This is a genomic window from Kribbella sp. NPDC048837, assembly GCF_055586945.1.
In genome coordinates this window covers 387,630-403,146 of sequence record NZ_JBVJHF010000007.1, presented here as the reverse complement: position 1 = coordinate 403,146, position 15,517 = coordinate 387,630, and the positions used below count along the sequence as shown (strand labels likewise).

At 70.1% G+C, this 15,517-nt stretch carries 13 protein-coding genes; 6 read left to right on the top strand and 7 right to left on the bottom strand.

What is annotated here, in order from left to right:
- Positions 1-33 precede the first annotated feature (33 nt).
- Positions 34-2,955: an ATP-binding protein gene (locus ACZ6O0_RS31640; protein ID WP_465768664.1), complete on the top strand. Its 2,922-nt coding sequence runs from the start codon at positions 34-36 to the stop codon at positions 2,953-2,955.
- 177 nt (positions 2,956-3,132) lie between these two features.
- Positions 3,133-4,362, top strand: a complete 1,230-nt coding sequence (locus ACZ6O0_RS31635; RefSeq protein ID WP_465768663.1) for an ROK family transcriptional regulator — start codon at positions 3,133-3,135, stop codon at positions 4,360-4,362.
- Here the strand turns inward: ACZ6O0_RS31635 and ACZ6O0_RS31630 are convergent.
- Positions 4,355-5,110, bottom strand: coding sequence for an alpha/beta fold hydrolase (locus ACZ6O0_RS31630; protein WP_465768662.1), 756 nt, complete (start codon positions 5,108-5,110; stop codon positions 4,355-4,357). The genes ACZ6O0_RS31635 and ACZ6O0_RS31630 overlap by 8 nt on opposite strands.
- Positions 5,107-5,793 (bottom strand): DUF998 domain-containing protein, encoded by a 687-nt coding sequence (locus tag ACZ6O0_RS31625; RefSeq protein ID WP_465768661.1) that lies wholly within the window; start codon positions 5,791-5,793, stop codon positions 5,107-5,109. Before ACZ6O0_RS31625 ends, ACZ6O0_RS31630 begins: the two co-directional genes overlap by 4 nt.
- 109 nt (positions 5,794-5,902) lie before the next feature.
- Between ACZ6O0_RS31625 and lysX the strand changes: the two genes are divergently transcribed.
- Entirely contained in the window at positions 5,903-9,259 is a 3,357-nt protein-coding gene (gene lysX, locus ACZ6O0_RS31620; RefSeq protein WP_465768660.1) for a bifunctional lysylphosphatidylglycerol synthetase/lysine--tRNA ligase LysX, read from the top strand.
- A gap of 67 nt (positions 9,260-9,326) precedes the next feature.
- Positions 9,327-10,256 carry a hypothetical protein gene (locus ACZ6O0_RS31615; RefSeq protein WP_465768659.1) on the top strand — a complete coding sequence of 310 codons (930 nt, stop codon included), beginning with the start codon at positions 9,327-9,329 and terminating at the stop codon, positions 10,254-10,256.
- A gap of 1 nt (position 10,257) precedes the next feature.
- On the opposite strand, the gene ACZ6O0_RS31610 is transcribed toward ACZ6O0_RS31615, so the two are convergent.
- From ACZ6O0_RS31610 to ACZ6O0_RS31600, 3 genes are read right to left on the bottom strand one after another with little or no spacing between them, the layout of a single operon-like run.
- On the bottom strand, positions 10,258-10,692 hold the full coding sequence (locus ACZ6O0_RS31610) for a PIN domain-containing protein (protein ID WP_465768658.1): 435 nt from the start codon (positions 10,690-10,692) through the stop codon (positions 10,258-10,260).
- Positions 10,689-10,925, bottom strand: coding sequence for a ribbon-helix-helix domain-containing protein (locus ACZ6O0_RS31605; protein ID WP_465768657.1), 237 nt, complete (start codon positions 10,923-10,925; stop codon positions 10,689-10,691). Before ACZ6O0_RS31605 ends, ACZ6O0_RS31610 begins: the two co-directional genes overlap by 4 nt.
- 29 nt (positions 10,926-10,954) lie before the next feature.
- The gene (locus ACZ6O0_RS31600; RefSeq protein WP_465768656.1) at positions 10,955-11,581 is read right to left on the bottom strand and encodes a hypothetical protein; all 627 of its coding nucleotides are present in this window, start codon (positions 11,579-11,581) and stop codon (positions 10,955-10,957) included.
- Positions 11,582-11,758: 177 nt separating this feature from the next.
- On the opposite strand from ACZ6O0_RS31600, the gene ACZ6O0_RS31595 reads away from it, so the two are divergent.
- Positions 11,759-12,439 (top strand): alpha/beta fold hydrolase, encoded by a 681-nt coding sequence (locus ACZ6O0_RS31595; protein ID WP_465768655.1) that lies wholly within the window; start codon positions 11,759-11,761, stop codon positions 12,437-12,439.
- Here the strand turns inward: ACZ6O0_RS31595 and ACZ6O0_RS31590 are convergent.
- A complete protein-coding gene (locus ACZ6O0_RS31590; RefSeq protein WP_465768654.1) occupies positions 12,432-13,262 on the bottom strand; it encodes a helix-turn-helix transcriptional regulator in 831 nt (276 codons plus the stop codon). The two genes, ACZ6O0_RS31595 and ACZ6O0_RS31590, sit on opposite strands and share 8 nt — an antisense overlap.
- A 102-nt stretch (positions 13,263-13,364) precedes the next feature.
- Between ACZ6O0_RS31590 and ACZ6O0_RS31585 the strand changes: the two genes are divergently transcribed.
- Positions 13,365-14,072 (top strand): SDR family oxidoreductase, encoded by a 708-nt coding sequence (locus ACZ6O0_RS31585; RefSeq protein ID WP_465768653.1) that lies wholly within the window; start codon positions 13,365-13,367, stop codon positions 14,070-14,072.
- On the opposite strand, the gene ACZ6O0_RS31580 is transcribed toward ACZ6O0_RS31585, so the two are convergent.
- Positions 14,073-15,446, bottom strand: a complete 1,374-nt coding sequence (locus ACZ6O0_RS31580) for an L-serine ammonia-lyase (protein WP_465768652.1) — start codon at positions 15,444-15,446, stop codon at positions 14,073-14,075.
- Between the last annotated feature and the right edge of the window lie 71 nt (positions 15,447-15,517).

Below are 15,517 nucleotides of genomic sequence, written 5' to 3'. Positions count from 1 at the left end.
GGTGGCAACGATCCGTCGTTAGAGTTGGCAAGCATGCAGACCCGTTCACCCACAGTGGTCGGCAGGGACCAGGAGATCGATCATCTCCATCGCCTGCTGGCCGCGGCCCGAAGCGGTCAAGGGGGTGCGGTCTTTCTCGTCGGCGAACCCGGGATCGGGAAGAGCCGGCTGGCCGCGGTGGCCACCACCAAGGCCCTGGACGACGCGATGGCGACCCTTCGCGGCCGGGTCGGAGCCATCGGCGCGATGGTCGCGTTCCGCCCGTTCACCGAGGCGTTGCTGTCCCTGATCCGGCGCGGCGAGATGCCCCCGGCGGACGGCCTCGGTCCCTACCGCCAAGTGCTCGGCCGCCTGGTCCCGGAGTGGGACGACGGTACGGCGCACGACACCGCGACCTCGACCGTCGTGCTCGGCGAGGCCGTCCTCCGGCTGCTCGCACTGGTCGCCGAGGACCGTGGTTGCCTGCTCGTCCTGGAGGACCTGCACGGTTCCGATCCCGAGACGCTGGCAGTGATCGAGTACCTGCTCGACAACCTGGACGACCAGCCGATCGCGCTGGTCGCGACGCTGCGCTCGGAGACCTGTGCGGCACTCGAGCTCGCCAGACTGTCGGCCCAGCGCGGTTCGGCCGAGCTGATCGAGTTGCAGCCGCTGGATCGGGCCGAGGTCGGTGAGCTGGCCGCGGGCTGCCTCGAAGTTCCGCCCAGCGGCGTGCCCGATGCGCTGGTCGACGGACTCTGGCGGGACAGCGCCGGAATCCCTTTCATCGTTGAGGAATTGCTGCAGGAGGCCAGCCGGACCGGACAGTTGTCCAAGGCCGACGGCAGTGTGCAGGTCGTCGACGGACTGCACACGAATGTGCCCGCGGCCGTTGTCCGGAGCATCAGTAGCCGCACGGACCAGCTCGGGCCGCAGTCGCGCGACCTGCTCGTGCTGGCCGCGGTGATCGGCCACCGTTTTCCGCTGAGCGTCGTACGCAAGGCCACTGGGACCGACGAACGGTTGCTGTTGGCCACACTGCGTGCCGGGCTCGCGGCGCAGCTGGTCGGGCCGGACGAGCCGGTGCCGGACTGGTATGCGTTCCGGCATCCGCTCACCGCTGACGCACTGCTGGCCGGGCTGACCCCGACAGAGCGGTCCACCCTGGCGCGGCGCTGTGCGGACGCGATCGAGGAGCTGCACCCGGGTCTGCCCGGTGAGTGGTGCCCGATGGTCGCCGAGCTGGCCGAGACCGGTGGTGACAAGGCCCGGGCCGGACGGCTGTTCGCAATGGCCGGGAGACGGTCCTTCGACGAAGGGTCGATGGCCTCGGCGGTGAACCTGCTGGAGCGCTCGAACGCCTTGCTGGCAGGCGATCCGGACACCAACAGCCGGGCCGAGGTGCTGGGCTCGCTGCTGATCGCGCTGGGTGAGACCGGGCAGTTCGAGACCAGCGCGGCCCACGCCGCGACGATCGAGGAGCTGGCCGACCGCAATCTGGACAGCCGCAAGGTCGCCTCGCTGCACGTCCAGCTGGCCAACCTCGAACACATGGCCGGTCGCTGGTCGGCCGCCCTGACCCAGGTCGCCACCGCCCGCTCGCTGCTCGGCATCGACGCGGGCGACGCCGACATCGCGCCGGTCGACGCGATCGCCGCCAACCTCGAGCTCGCCCGGTCGAGCCCCGGCCGGCTGAAGGCGGCGACCGAGCTGGCGACCCGCGCGGCCGAGGCCGCCGAACGCGCCAAGCTGCCCGCGGTCGCCTGCGATTCCCTGCAATTGCTGGGGATCCTGGCCCGCGAGCACGATCTCGACCAGTCGATCGACTACTTCCATCGGGCCCGGCAGGTGGCCGAGGAACACGGGATGACGTTCCAGCGGGTGTGCTCGCACATCTTCCAGGCCGGGACGATCTGCCTGGCGAACGGCAGCATCCTCGAGCTGGAGCGAGCCCGGCAGCAGGCGTTGCGGATCGGCGCGATCCCCTTGGTGTACGAGGTCGACGGGATCCTCGGTCAGCAGGCGATCCTGCGGGCGGAGTACGACAAGGCCGCGGCGATCATCGACGAGTGCCTGGAGGTCACCCGGCGACTGCGGATGGGCCGGTCGGCGACGTACTTCCTGTCCACCAAGGCGATTCTCGAGGCGCACCGCGGCCGGCGGGCCGCCATGGAACAAACGCTCGCCGAGGTCGCCAGCTGGGGCGGCGAGCGCGCGTCGTACGAGCTGCCGTATTCCTACGGCCTGGCCCGCGCCTTCTGTGCGCTGCTGGAGGAGAACCGCGAGCTGGCCGACTCCGACCTGGCCCAGGCCCTGGCGTACGACGCTCAGAACCCGACGACCTTCCATACGTCGGGCAAGAACGGGCTGGGCCTGTTACTCGGCGTACTCTCCGGCCGGAACAGCTGGGCGCACTTCGAAGCCGTCACCGCGACGGCCGGCAGCGGGATGCGGTGGAACAAGCAGTTCGTCCAGCTGGCGCACGCCGTACTGCTGGGGCGGGACGGACGGGTGGAGGCAGCCAACGCCAAGGTGCTGGAGGCGCTGGAGACCGCGTCGCTGTATCCCCTGGCGCGCTACCTCGGACTGCGGATGGTGGCCGAGCCCGCCCACGCCGACGGGTGGGGTGAGCCGGTCGCGTGGTTGCGGCAGGCCGAGGACTACTTCCACAACGCCGACATCCAGGCCGTGGCGAGCGCGTGCCGGAGTCTGCTGCGGCAACTCGGTGCGACCGTCTCGCAGCGGCGGAGTGGGACCGAGCAGGTGCCCCCGCATCTGCGGCAGCTCGGCATCACCAGCCGCGAGTACGAGGTGTGCCGGTTACTGGTGGACAGGATCGGGAACAAGTCGATCGCGTCCCGGCTGCACATCTCTCCCCGGACCGTGGAGAAGCACGTGGCCAGTCTGATGACTAAGACGCAGCAACCGGATCGGGAGGCACTGAGCAGTTTCGCCCGGACGGTGGTCCAGGACTGACACTGGATGCAGTCCGATTCCGGCACTGACGCGTGTGCTGGAACATCGGGCGGCCGGAGGGTGATAGTTGTCGACTCACGCATCGGGGCGACCGCCCGCCGCGCGGCACAAGATCATCACGGTAATTTATGAACGCTCGCTATCTATACTGGGCGAGTGGCAGGCAAGGGGTCGGACATGAGCAAGGGAACGGTCGGCGGCGGCGGTACGACGATGCTGCGGCGGATCAACGTGGCCGCGGTCCTGGACGCGGTGCGCCGGTCCGCGCCCGCACCGCTGCGCGTCGCCGAACTGGTCGAGCGCACCGGTCTGGCCAGACCAACCGTGGCGCAGGCCGTCGACGAGCTGCTGGACGCCGGCTGGCTGCAGCAGCACGGCCCGGATTCGGCCGACCGGTCACTCGGCCGCCCGGCCATCCGCGTCTCGCTGCGCGGCCGTGCGGCGCCGGTGCTCGGCCTGGATGTCGGCCCGCACCGGGTGACCGTGGGTGTCTCCGACCTCGCCGGCCGCAAGCTGTCCCTGGTCCGTCGCTCCGGACCGGGCTGGACCGCGCAGCAGCTGCTCGGGGTCATCAGCGAGGTGATCACCGAGGCGCTCGCGGAAGCCGAGGTGCCGGCGGAGGACATCGCTGCCGCGGTCGCCGCCAGCCCCGGCATCGTGGACGAGCACACCGGCCGGGTCCAGCTGGTCCCGAGCGTTCCGGGCTGGTCCGCGATCGACCTGATCAAGCACGTCCGCGGGCTGCTCGACTGCCCAGTCATGCTCGACAACGACGCCAACCTGGCCGCACTGGCCATCGCGGCCGCTCGGGGCGGCACGGGCACGCTGCTGGCCGTCCAGTGGGGTGAGCGGCTCGGTGCCGGCATCGTCATCGACGGCCGGCTGCACCGGGGCACGGGCGCGGCTGGTGAGATCGGCTTCATCGCCACCGCACCGGACGACGTCATCAACCCCGAGGACAGCCGAGGCCCGCTGGAACGCGCGGTCGGCTCGGAGGCGATCGCAGCACTCGGCCGCCAGGCCGCACTGGACAACCCACAGTCCCGTCTGGCCGAGCTGGGCGGAGAGCAGCTCGACACGGCCGATGTGTTCGCGGCCGCGGCAGAGCGTGACCCGGTGGCGCAGGCGGTCGTGCAGCGAGTCGCCAGGGACTTCGCCCGCGCTCTGGCCCCCGCCGTACTGGTGCTGGACCCGACGGCGGTGGTGATCGGTGGCGGTGTCGCCCGGGCGGGCGCGGTGCTCCTGGACGCCATCTCGGACCAGCTGCGGCTGCTGACGCTGAACCACCCGAAGCTGGAGCTGTCGGCCTTGGCCGAGGACGCCGTGGTCACCGGTGCGATGCGGATGGCCCTCGACGAGGTCTGGCAGCGCAAGCTCCCCACGCCCGCCCTGACGAGCACTACCTAGTCGGCTGGACGGCCCCGGCGATAGCGTCCGGGCGGTCCAGGTGAACGAGATGGGCGGAGTCGGGTAGCACCTCGACCGCGCCGCGGAGCGGGTCGGCCAATCGCCGCTGACCCGCGAGCCAGCGGTCCGCGGTGAACCGCGAGCTGCCACCGGTCGCGACCAGCAGCACCGTCGGCGCGACCGCACCGACCGGTGTGGCGATCAGTTTCCCGACCTCGGCGGCCAGCTCCCAGCTGCTCGCCAGCTCGTCCCAGAACAGCAGCCAGGACGAGGCTGCGCCGTACCGGGCCTTCGCGGTTGCCTTCGACAACAGGTCTTGATTGGTCGCACTGCCGATCCGGACGATCAGCCGCCGCAGTGTCGGCCCGAGCACCTGCGGTACGCCGATCCGCCCGAGGAACCGCAGGAACGCCCGCACCGCCCGGTCACCGCGCGTCCCCGGGTACAGCCACCGCAGACCGGTCTCCGAAGTGAGGCTGGTGTCGACGAGCACCAGTCTGGTCACCTCGACCGGCCGGGTGAGCGCCCAGCGCAACGCCGCGAGTCCGCCGATCGAATGCCCGACCAGACCGATCTCGGCTTCCGCGGGTACGCCGGCCGCCGTCCGCAACTCGTCGACGTCCGAGGTGATCGGCGTACGCCAGGGATCGACGACGCGGAGGTCCTCGCCCGGCAACAGTTCGACGACCCGGGCGAACTCCTCCGGAGTCTCGGCCAGGCCGGGCAGCACGATCCAGATCACGGTCATCGAGGGAAAGCCTGCCTGAGACCGGGGAGCACTGTCGCCAACAATAAGCAGACCAGCAGCACCGAGACGCGCTGCAGGATGCCCGGCGCGTGCAGATCGTCACCGGTGAGCACCTCGACCCCGGTCTCGATCCCGAGCCAGGTCTGCGTCACCACGACCCCGGCGGCGAGTACTGCGACCACCCGGCCCCACACACCACCCCATCCGGCCCGGCGCAGCACGAGCACCGCGAAGATGCCCAGGGCAATGCTCCCGAGACCGGCCACCGTGGAGGTGACCTCGTGCAGCACCAGCGCCGTACCCGCCTGGCCGTTGGCCTCGGCCGCCCGGCACGCCGCGCTGACCGAGGGCGCGCAGTCCATCGGCGAGAAGGAGTCGAACAGCGTCCCGGCGCCGAAAACCGCCGCACTGATCAGCAGACCGGCCATCTCCCGATGCAGGCGGGCGGCACCCCGGCCGAGGATCGCCGCGATCAGCAGGAGGACACCGGCGCCGAGATCCATCGCCCGCGCGTACGGACTGGTCGCCTGGTCCCGGGCGCCGAGTTCGCTGAGAAACGACTGAGGAACGTCCAGCGGAAAGCCGGCCGCCGCCTCCAGCAGCAGGCTGCAGTAGAGCACGCCGGCGGCGATCATCACGTTGCGCAGCAGGCGATACGGGACGGCGACGGCGACGGTTCTCACGCCGGCAAGCCTGGCACGTCAACCAAAGTATTGACTGTGGCGTCAGCTATACCGTCGAGGTAGACCTAGGTCGACCGAAGTCTCGTTGAGCAAGTGGGATGATCGCTTGGTGCGGCCCGAACAGCAGGAAGTGATCCCCGCGTGGAAACAGCGCGCCGCGGTCTGGGTAGGCCGCGTCGTCGTGGTCGCGTCGGTGTGGTCGTTCATCGCGATCCCGCTGCACGTTTTCGCCCCCGCGTACGTGAAACGCGTCGACATGGCGTTCGACTTCTTCGGTATCCCGGCCGGGCACACGTTCTTCTCCGCCGTCTACCTGGCTGTCGTCGGCAGCGCGCTGCTGCGCGGGAAGCGGGCGGCGCTGCTCTGGGTGCTGTGGGTCTTCCAGGCGCTGTGGCTGCTCGCGCAGATCGCGGGGATCGCGTTCACCAGCGTCCGGCTGGCCAACCCCAACGACGCCGAGCTGCTCCGGGACTTCGGCCCGGCCAGCGTCCAGGACCTCGAGTGGGGCATCGTCCAGGTGATCGTGGTGGCCGCGATCATCGTGCTGCTGTGGAACATCCGGGCCGCGTTCCCGGCCCGGCTCGCGCCCGGAACGCGGCGGCTCGCGATCGGCGCGCTGGTGCTCGGGCTGATGATCTCGATCGCGGTCAGCATCACGCTGACCCAGATCTTCCCGCGGACCCTGAGCGGTCAGCGGCAGAAGATCGGCTGGGCCGTGGTCGCCGCGCTCGGGCAGTCCCGCAGCAAGATGGGCGGGCACGAGGGCCACGGCTGGATCGGCCTGACGGTCGGCGCGATCTCGGCCGCCTCGCTGGTGATCGCGTTCTGGATCTTCCTCCGCTCGGTCCGCCGGGTCCGCTACCTGACCCAGCCCGAGGAGCTCGAGGTCCGCCGCCTGCTCCTGCTGCACGGCGAGCGGGACTCGCTCGGGTACTTCGCCACCCGCCGGGACAAGGCGGTGGTCTTCGCCCCCGGCAACGACGCCGCGATCGCCTACCGGGTGGTCAACGGGGTCAGCCTGGCCAGCGGTGATCCGCTGGGCGATCCGAACGCCTGGCCCGCCGCGATCCAGCGCTGGCTGGCCGAGGCACGCACGTACGGCTGGTCGCCGGCGGTGCTCTCGGCGAGCGAGGAGGCCGCCCACGCGTACGTCGATGCCGGCCTGCGCGCGCTGTCGATGGGTGACGAGGCGATCATCGACGTCGCCGACTTCACGCTGGAGGGGCGGACGATGCGGCCGGTCCGGCAGGCGGTCACCCGGGTCCAGCGTGCCGGTTACCACGCGGAGGTGGTCCGGGCCGGCGACCTGTCTCCGGACACTTTGACGAAGTACGTGCACCTGGCCGAGAAGTGGCGTGGTGCGCGGACCGAGCGTGGGTTCTCGATGGCGCTCGGGCGGCTCGGGGACCCGGCCGACGCGCGGTGCGTGATGGTGATCGCCCGCGACGCGGACGGGGTCGTGCGCGGGCTGCTGTCGTTCGTGCCGTGGGGTGTCCGGGGTGTCTCGCTCGACCTGATGCGGCGCGATCCGGAGTCCGTGAACGGGCTGATGGAGTTCATGGTGACATCGCTGGTCGACGCCTGCGGTGATCTCGGGCTGCACCGCATCTCGCTGAACTTCGCCATGTTCCGGGAGATCTTCAGTGACGCCGAGCGGGTCGGCGCGGGGCCGGTGCTGCGCCTGACCAGCGCGCTGCTCACCGCTGCCTCGCGGTTCTGGCAGCTGGAGAGTCTCTACCAGTCGAACGAGAAGTACCTGCCGCGCTGGTCGCCCCGGCTGATCTGCTACTCCCGCGGTGCGTCGCTCGCCCAGGTGCTGCTGGCGGCCGGGACCGCGGAAGGGTTCCTGCCGGCGCCCCGCCCGTGGACGCGGGTCGACAGTGACGAGACGGCGGATCGGCACGCGATCCACGCGGCGGACGGTGGTCATTTCGCGTCCGTCGTACGGGAGCAGGAGGACGCGCTGCTGCGGCCGGCGCTGCCCGATCGCAAGCTGACCGAGCAGGAACGGATCCGCCGGACCAAGCTCGCCGAGCTCGTTGCCGCCGGCATGGATCCCTACCCGGTCGAAGTGCCGCGGACGGAGACGCTGGAGCAGATCCTGGAGCTGCACGAGAACCTGCCGCCCGATCACCACACCGGCCACACGGTGTCCGTGACCGGCCGGGTGATGCGGATGCGGGACCACGGCGGCCTGTCGTTCGCCCAGTTGCAGGACGGGCTGGCCCAGCTGCAGGTGATGCTGACGGCCGAGGCCTGTGGCGACGTACTGCTCGACCAGTGGCGGCGGCTGGTGGACATCGGCGACCATGTCAGCGTCACCGGCGAGGTGGTGACGAGCCGCCGCGGCGAGCTGTCGATCGCGGCCACCTCGTGGCTGATGGCCGCCAAGTGCCTGCATCCGCTGCCGGACAAGCGGAAGGGATTCACCGATCCGGAGGCACGGGTCCGCCAGCGCCACATCGACCTGGTGATGAACCCGGACTCGCTGCGGATGATGCGGCACCGCAGCGCCGCGGTCCGGGCCCTGCGCAACGGTTTCGAGGCGCGCGGCTTCATCGAGGTGGAGACGCCGATGCTGCAGGCCGTGCACGGCGGGGCGAACGCGCGGCCGTTCGCCACCCACATCAACGCCTACGACACCGAGCTGTTCCTGCGGATCGCGCCGGAGCTGTTCCTGAAGCGGCTCAGCGTCGGCGGGATGGGCAAGATCTTCGAGCTGAACCGGAACTTCCGCAACGAGGGCGCCGACGCCACCCACAACCCGGAGTTCACCTCGGTCGAGGCCTACCAGCCGTACGCCGACTACCACGTGATGCGCGAGCTCACCCGCGAACTGCTGATCGAGACCGCGACCGCGGTGTTCGGCAAGCCGATCCTCCGCCGGCCGGACGGGGACGTCGACATCTCCGGCGAGTGGCCGGTCGTCACCGTGCACGACGCGGTCGGCCGGGCCACCGGGACCACGCTCGACCCGGACACGCCGGTCGAGCGACTCCGGGAGCTCTGCGCGGAGCACGGCGTACACACGACCTTCGAGATGTCGGCCGGTGAGCTGGTCCTGGAGCTGTACGACGAGCTCGTCGAGCCGAACACCACCCTGCCGACGTTCTACACCGACTTCCCGCTCGAGACGTCACCGCTGACCCGGACCCACCGGACCGAACCACGCCTGGCCGAACGCTGGGACCTGGTGGCGTTCGGCGCCGAGATCGGTACGGCGTACTCCGAGCTCGTCGACCCGGTCGAGCAACGCCGCCGCCTCACCGAGCAGTCCTTGAAGGCGGCCGCCGGCGACCCGGAGGCGATGTCCCTGGACGAGGACTTCCTGACCGCTCTGGAGTACGCCATGCCCCCGACCGGCGGGCTCGGCATCGGCGTGGACCGGGTCCTGATGATGCTCACCGGGCAGAACATCCGCGCCACGCTCGCCTTCCCGTTCGTTCGCCCCGCGCTGCGAGACTAGGTCGTGGGCCCTGTGTGCGCATACCCTGTGCGCACACAGGGGATTGGGGCGACCTGGGGGGTAGTACGTGAAGCGTTGTGCTGCGCTCTGCGCAGGGGTGGCGATGCTGGTCTGGCCGGCCGGCTGCAGTGGCGCGCCGGACGAGACTCCGGTGGCGTCGTCACCGTCGTCGACCGGTACGTCGGCAGCACCGGCGCCGGCGTCGTCCATCCCACCGGGCGGGGTCGTCGGGTCGGCGGCGTACCAGGTCGAGCTGACCAGGATCGAAAAAGGCCTGGCCGGTCAACTGCGGGCGCTCACGCGGGTGCGGACCGCCGAAGGGCTGACCGAGGCGATGACCACGCTCGCCGACTCGCTCACCATGGCGTCGTCACAGCTGGGCGGTCTCACGGTGAGTACCCGGCTGACCGCCGTTCACGAGGTGCTGCAGGACCGGCTCGCGGCGGCGGCCGAGTCGCTGACGAACTCCGACCAGACCGAGCTGGACGCGCGGTGCCGAGGCGTCGCGTACACCTCGCAGAAGGTGCAGCGGAAACTGCGCGCGGATCTGAGCGGGGCGATCCTGCCGTTGACCCGGCTGAAGCTGAAGTTCGGTGAGACGCTGCCCGATCCCGGACCGGAACCGGAGAGCGAGCGCCCGTCGAACGGCGAGGTCCTGGTCCGCAGCGGCGAGGCCGGATCCGGCCGGCTGCGGGTCACCAACGGAACGGCGAAGGACGTCGCGGTCTCGGTCGTCAGCGACGGGAAGCCACCCGGCTCGCCGCACGTGATGGTGTACATCCAGGCCGGCAAGACCGCGACCATCAGCCGGATCGGCGGCGCGTACCACATCTACTTCAAGAGCGGCACCGACTGGAACTCCACCCGCCGCCAGTTCAGCGCGGACTGCTCGTTCCAGAAGTTCGACCAGCCCTTCGAGCGCAACAAGGGCTGGCAGATCAACCTCGAACCCACCATCGGCGGCAACGCCAGAACCACCGAGGTCGAGGCCTACTGACCTACAGGTCGTCGGGGAGCAGCCGGAACGCTTTGTGGGGGGTGAGTGGGCGGACCGCCCGGAAGTCTCGACGGTCGAGCGTGAGCACCGCGTCCGTGCGGTAGTCGGCAGCCAAGGCGACGCTGACCGCATCGGCCAGGTCGAGATCGAGATCGGCGTACCGGTTCATCACGGCGAGAGCAGTCGCGAGGGTGTCGGCGCCGATGTCGGGCACCTGAAAACGCATCCGCCGCACCTGCGCCAGCAACAGGTCAAGGATCGTCGACCTGGCCTCCGCGCCGAGCCGCACGCGAGCCAGGTGGTCCACCTCGGCCATGACCAGAGGCGACAGGATGACAGTCCCGGCTTCCTGCAGGAGTTGCCGGCAGTGCGGCCCCTCGGCTGCGTTGCGGTCGAACGCCGCGATGATCCCCGAGGTGTCGGCGACGACGATCACCGGCCGGTACGACGCGCGATCTCGGCGCGGACCTCGTCCTTCGTCACCGGTTCACCGGAGCCCTCGAAGGTCGGCCAATCGAGCGGCTCGTCCCAGACCCGGTTCGCCATCGCGGCCAGGTGGATGCCCTCGCGGATGATCTCCGCCTCCGGAATGCCCCGCCGACGGGCAGCGTCCTTGATCAACGCCAGGTCCTCAGGATCGGCGTAGACGTTGGTGCGCTTCATCGACATGTACCAACCCTAACACATGTACATGCGCGTCAGAGGCCCAGCTTGTTCAGGAGGGTGCCGAGGAGGCCGCCCAGGGAGGGCGGGTTCTGGGGTTCTGGGTCGTCGGGGGTGGTTGGCGGGGTGGTGGGGGTGGTCGGTGGCGGGGTGGTCGGGTTGCCCGTGGGGTCAGACGTGGGCTTCGTGGTGGGTGGCTCGGTGGTGCGGGTGGGTGGGGTTCGGGTGGCGACCGGGATGGTCGGCTCGAAGCGGTCGACGATCTGGGTGGTCGGGAGGCCCGGGGTCGGGGTGGGGCAGGGGGTGGTGCCGGGTGGGACCGGGGCGGTGACGGTGCCGGTACCGGGAGTGGTTGCCGTGGGCAACGCGGTCGGCGAGGTCGTGGGGGTCGTCCCGGGAGCGGGCGTGGTGCCGCGCGGGATGGCCGGGACGTTCTGCGTCGGCTGACTCGGCTCGAGGCCGGCGACCGGGGTGGCCGGGTCGGGGCCGCCACCGGGGAGAGGCAGGAACGAGGCGCCGATCCGCGGTCCGCCGACGAAGGCGACGAACGCGAGCACGAGGTAGAGCAGCAGCAGTGCTCCGGCGCCGGCGGCGACCTGGCGAAGTCGGCGCGGATCCTGCCAGGGCGGGCGGCCGGGTGCCGTGGCAGAGAACGGTTTCACGGTCCCGCACAGTAGCGGTTGAACCAGCGCTTCAAACAGCCCTTGGAACAAATTCCACACTAGATCGCAACCATTGGACAGTTCGATACCTGCTACGCAACCGTAGCAATGCGGTGAGTTAGCTGATGACGCGCCTACATTCCTGCACTGGTGATTTTCCTATGTCAGCCTGCTCCCATGTCTGCACTGCTGCTGTTGCACGGTCTCGGGGCCAACGGACGCGTCTGGGACGGCTGGCCGCAACCACGGTTCGCCCCCGACCTTCCCGGACACGGCACGGCTCCCGCGCTCCCGTCGTACAGCTTCGGCGAGCTGGCCGCGGCGGTGGCGGAGTCCTTGGAGGTACGGCGTGACCTCGTCGTCCTCGGCCATTCACTGGGCGGCGTGATCGCACTCGAACTGGCGAGTGGCGGGTACGGCGTCGACGTGAGCCGCGTCGTCGCACTCGGGGTCAAATTGACGTGGTCCGACGACGATCTCGGACGGGCGGCCGCACTGGCACAGAAGCCGGTCGCCTGGTTCGCGGACCGCGCGGAGGCCGCGACCCGGTTCCTCAAGGTCTCCGGTCTGCAAGGGCTCGTGGACCCGGCGGATGCAGTCGTGGATCACGGCCTCCGCGAGGTCGACGGCCGATGGCGGCTGGCCATGGATCCCGGCACGTTCGGCGTCGGCGCTCCGGACATGGCGAAGCTGATCGCCGAGAGCAAGGCGGAGGTGATCCTCGCACGCGGCGAGCGCGACCCGATGAACACCGATGCCGAGCTCCTCGCCCTGCATGACCGGGTCGTCACCCTGACCGATCTCGGGCACAACGCACAGGTCGAGGACCCGGAGGCTGTCGCCGCGCTGGTCAGGTAAGGGCTTGGAGACCGATGACCGACAGCAGGCGCAGCTTCTCGGCCGCCTCGCTGTTCGGCGCAGCCGTGTAGACGACGATGCGGAGATCACTGCCCGGCACGGTGAGGACGTCGCAGTCGATGACGAGGCTGCCGAGGCCGGGATGGCGGATGGTCTTCTGCTCGGTCTGATGGAAGCGGACGACGGGCTGGTCCCAGAGCTGGGCGAACTCGTCGTACCCGGCGCGCAGCTCGTCGATCAACGCCCTGAGATCCGGGTCGTGCGGATAGCGGGCGAGGGAGGCGCGCAGGTCGGTCACCATCGCGATCTGGAAGCTTCGCCGCTGCTCAGGTGTCTGCAGCACGCGTTCCCCGGGCGCCGCGTAGTGCCTCCAGATGATGTTGCGCCACCGGCCGTGCCACTCCGACGGGTCGCCGATCAGGGCCGCGAAGAGCGGATTCCAGGTGATCAGGCTCCAGGCCGCGTCGCACACGCAGAGCGGCGCACCCTCCAGCTGGTCGACCACCCGCTGCACACCGGGTGGGATGTACGCCGAGATCCGGCCGGGTGACGGTTCCACCTGACCCGCGAGCACGAACAGATGGTTGCGCTCGGCATCGGACAGCCGGAGAGCCCGGGACAGCGCGGTCAGCACCTGCACCGACGGCGAGTCCGAGCGGCCTTGCTCGAGCCGGACGATGTAGTCCACCGACAGTCCGGCGAGGTGCGCCAGTTCCTCCCGGCGCAGTCCCGGCGCGCGCCGCTTCCCGCCGGCCGGCAGGCCAACCGCATCCGGCGTCACGCGATCGCGCCACGCATGCAGAGTCCGGCCCAGCTCGCTCACAACCCCAGTATTCCGCGCGCCGCCGGCCACAGCCTGGTACTGCCATTCCCTAGGACACCGCGGGTACTACCTGCCCGAGAGCCCCGGCACGAGGGTGGATGCATGACCACGACACTCATCACCGGGGCGAACAAGAGCCTCGGATTCGAAACCGCCCGCCGGCTGATCGCCGCCGGGCACACCGTCTATATCGGCGCGCGGGATCCCCAACGCGGCAAGGAGGCGGCGGCTGCCCTTGGTGCGCACTACCTGCCGCTCGACGTGACCAGCGACGAGTCGGTCGACAATGCGGCCGAGCAACTCGAGGCCGAGGCCGGCGGGCTCGACGTACTGATCAACAACGCCGGCATCATCGGGTCGGGTCAGTCCGCCCGCGAGCTGACGGCCGAGGATCTCTACCGGACCTACGACACCAACGTGTTCGGCCCGGTCCGGATGCTGCACCGGTTCCTCCCGTTGCTGGAGCGCAGCGCCAACCCGGTCGTCGTGAACGTGTCGAGCGGGCTCGGCTCGATCGCCACCGCCGTCGATCCGGCGGCACAGTCGACCGCCGTCCCGGTCTGGGTCCCCGCACCGGGCTACGGCTCGTCGAAGGCCGCGCTCAACATGCTGACGGTCCAGTACGCGCGGCAACTACGGGCACTGCGGATCAACACGGTCGACCCGGGCTACACCGCGACCGACTTCAACGGCCACAGCGGTCCGCAGACCGTCGAGCAAGGCGCCGAGATCATCGTCCGGCTGGCCCAGATCGGCCCGGACGGCCCGACCGGTGAGTACCTGAGCCTGACCGGGACCGTGCCCTGGTGATCAGCACTCGATGACGTTGACGGCGAGGCCGCCGCGGGACGTCTCCTTGTACTTGATCTTCATGTCCGCACCGGTCTCGCGCATCGTCTTGATCACCTTGTCGAGCGTGACCACGTGAACGCCGTCGCCGTGCATCGCCATCCGGGCCGCGTTGATCGCCTTCACCGACGCCATCGCGTTCCGCTCGATGCACGGGATCTGCACCAGCCCGCCGACCGGGTCGCAGGTCAGGCCGAGGTTGTGTTCCATCGCGATCTCGGCCGCGTTCTCGACCTGGAGCGGCGTACCACCGAGCACCTCGCACAATGCGCCCGCGGCCATCGAGCAGGCCGACCCGACCTCACCCTGGCAGCCGACCTCGGCACCGGAGATCGACGCGTTCTCCTTGTACAGCACGCCGATCGCGCCGGCGGTGAGCAGGAACCGGACCACACCGTCTTCGGTGGCCCCGGGCACGAACCGGCGGTAGTAGTGCAGTACGGCGGGAATGATGCCGGCGGCACCGTTCGTCGGTGCGGTGACGATCCGGCCGCCGGACGCGTTCTGCTCGTTCACCGCGAGGGCGAACAGATTGACCCAGTCCATCACCTTCAGCGGATCGACCGACCAGGGATCCTGGCTGAGCTTGGTGTACAGCGCGTGCGCCCGCCGTGGCACCTTCAGCCCGCCCGGCAGAATGCCCTCGGTCTCGCAGCCCTCGCGGACACAGTCCTGCATGACCTGCCAGATGTGCAGCAGGCCGTCCCGGATCTCGTCCTCGGTCCGCCAGGCCAGCTCGTTCGCGAGCATGACCTCGCTGATCGACAGCTGCGACTCCCGGCACCGGTCGAGCAACTCCGCGCCGGTGGTGAACGGGTACTTCAGCGGGGTCGTGTCCAGCACGATGCGGTCGCCGGCCGCCGCGGTCTCGTCGACCACGAACCCGCCGCCGACCGAGTAGTACGTGCGTTCCCGCAGTACGGCGCCGTCCGCCGAGCGGGCCACGAAGGACATCCCGTTCGGGTGGTACGGCAGCGCCTTGCGCCGGTGCATGACCAGGTCGGTGTTCTCGTCGAACGCGATCTCGTGCGTACCAGCCAGCCGGACCCGGCCGCGTTCCCGGATCGCCTCGACCCGCGCGTCCACCGCGTGCGTGACGACGGTCTCGGGATCCTCGCCCTCGAGCCCGAGCAGGACCGCCTTGTTGCTGCCGTGACCGTGCCCGGTCGCGCCGAGCGAGCCGAAAAGCTGCGCCTCGACCCGCGCCGTCGCGGCCAGCAGGCCGGCGTCGGCCAGGCCGAGTGCGAAGGTCCGGGCGGCGCGCATCGGGCCCACGGTGTGGGAGCTCGACGGGCCGATCCCGATACTGAACAGATCGAAGACGCTGATCGCCATCGTGCGGAGGTTCCTTCCGGTCGCCGTTGACCGTTTGGTGTCCTCCCCACTCTGTCAGGCAGATGCCTTCC

Coding starts and splice junctions, on each gene's coding strand:
- ACZ6O0_RS31640 (WP_465768664.1), top strand. CDS start 34: ATGCAGACCCGTTCACCCACAGTGGTCGGCAGGGACCAGGAGATCGAT.
- ACZ6O0_RS31635 (WP_465768663.1), top strand. CDS start 3,133: ATGAGCAAGGGAACGGTCGGCGGCGGCGGTACGACGATGCTGCGGCGG.
- ACZ6O0_RS31630 (WP_465768662.1), bottom strand. CDS start 5,110: ATGACCGTGATCTGGATCGTGCTGCCCGGCCTGGCCGAGACTCCGGAG.
- ACZ6O0_RS31605 (WP_465768657.1), bottom strand. CDS start 10,925: ATGTCGATGAAGCGCACCAACGTCTACGCCGATCCTGAGGACCTGGCG.
- ACZ6O0_RS31595 (WP_465768655.1), top strand. CDS start 11,759: ATGTCTGCACTGCTGCTGTTGCACGGTCTCGGGGCCAACGGACGCGTC.
- ACZ6O0_RS31585 (WP_465768653.1), top strand. CDS start 13,365: ATGACCACGACACTCATCACCGGGGCGAACAAGAGCCTCGGATTCGAA.
- ACZ6O0_RS31580 (WP_465768652.1), bottom strand. CDS start 15,446: ATGGCGATCAGCGTCTTCGATCTGTTCAGTATCGGGATCGGCCCGTCG.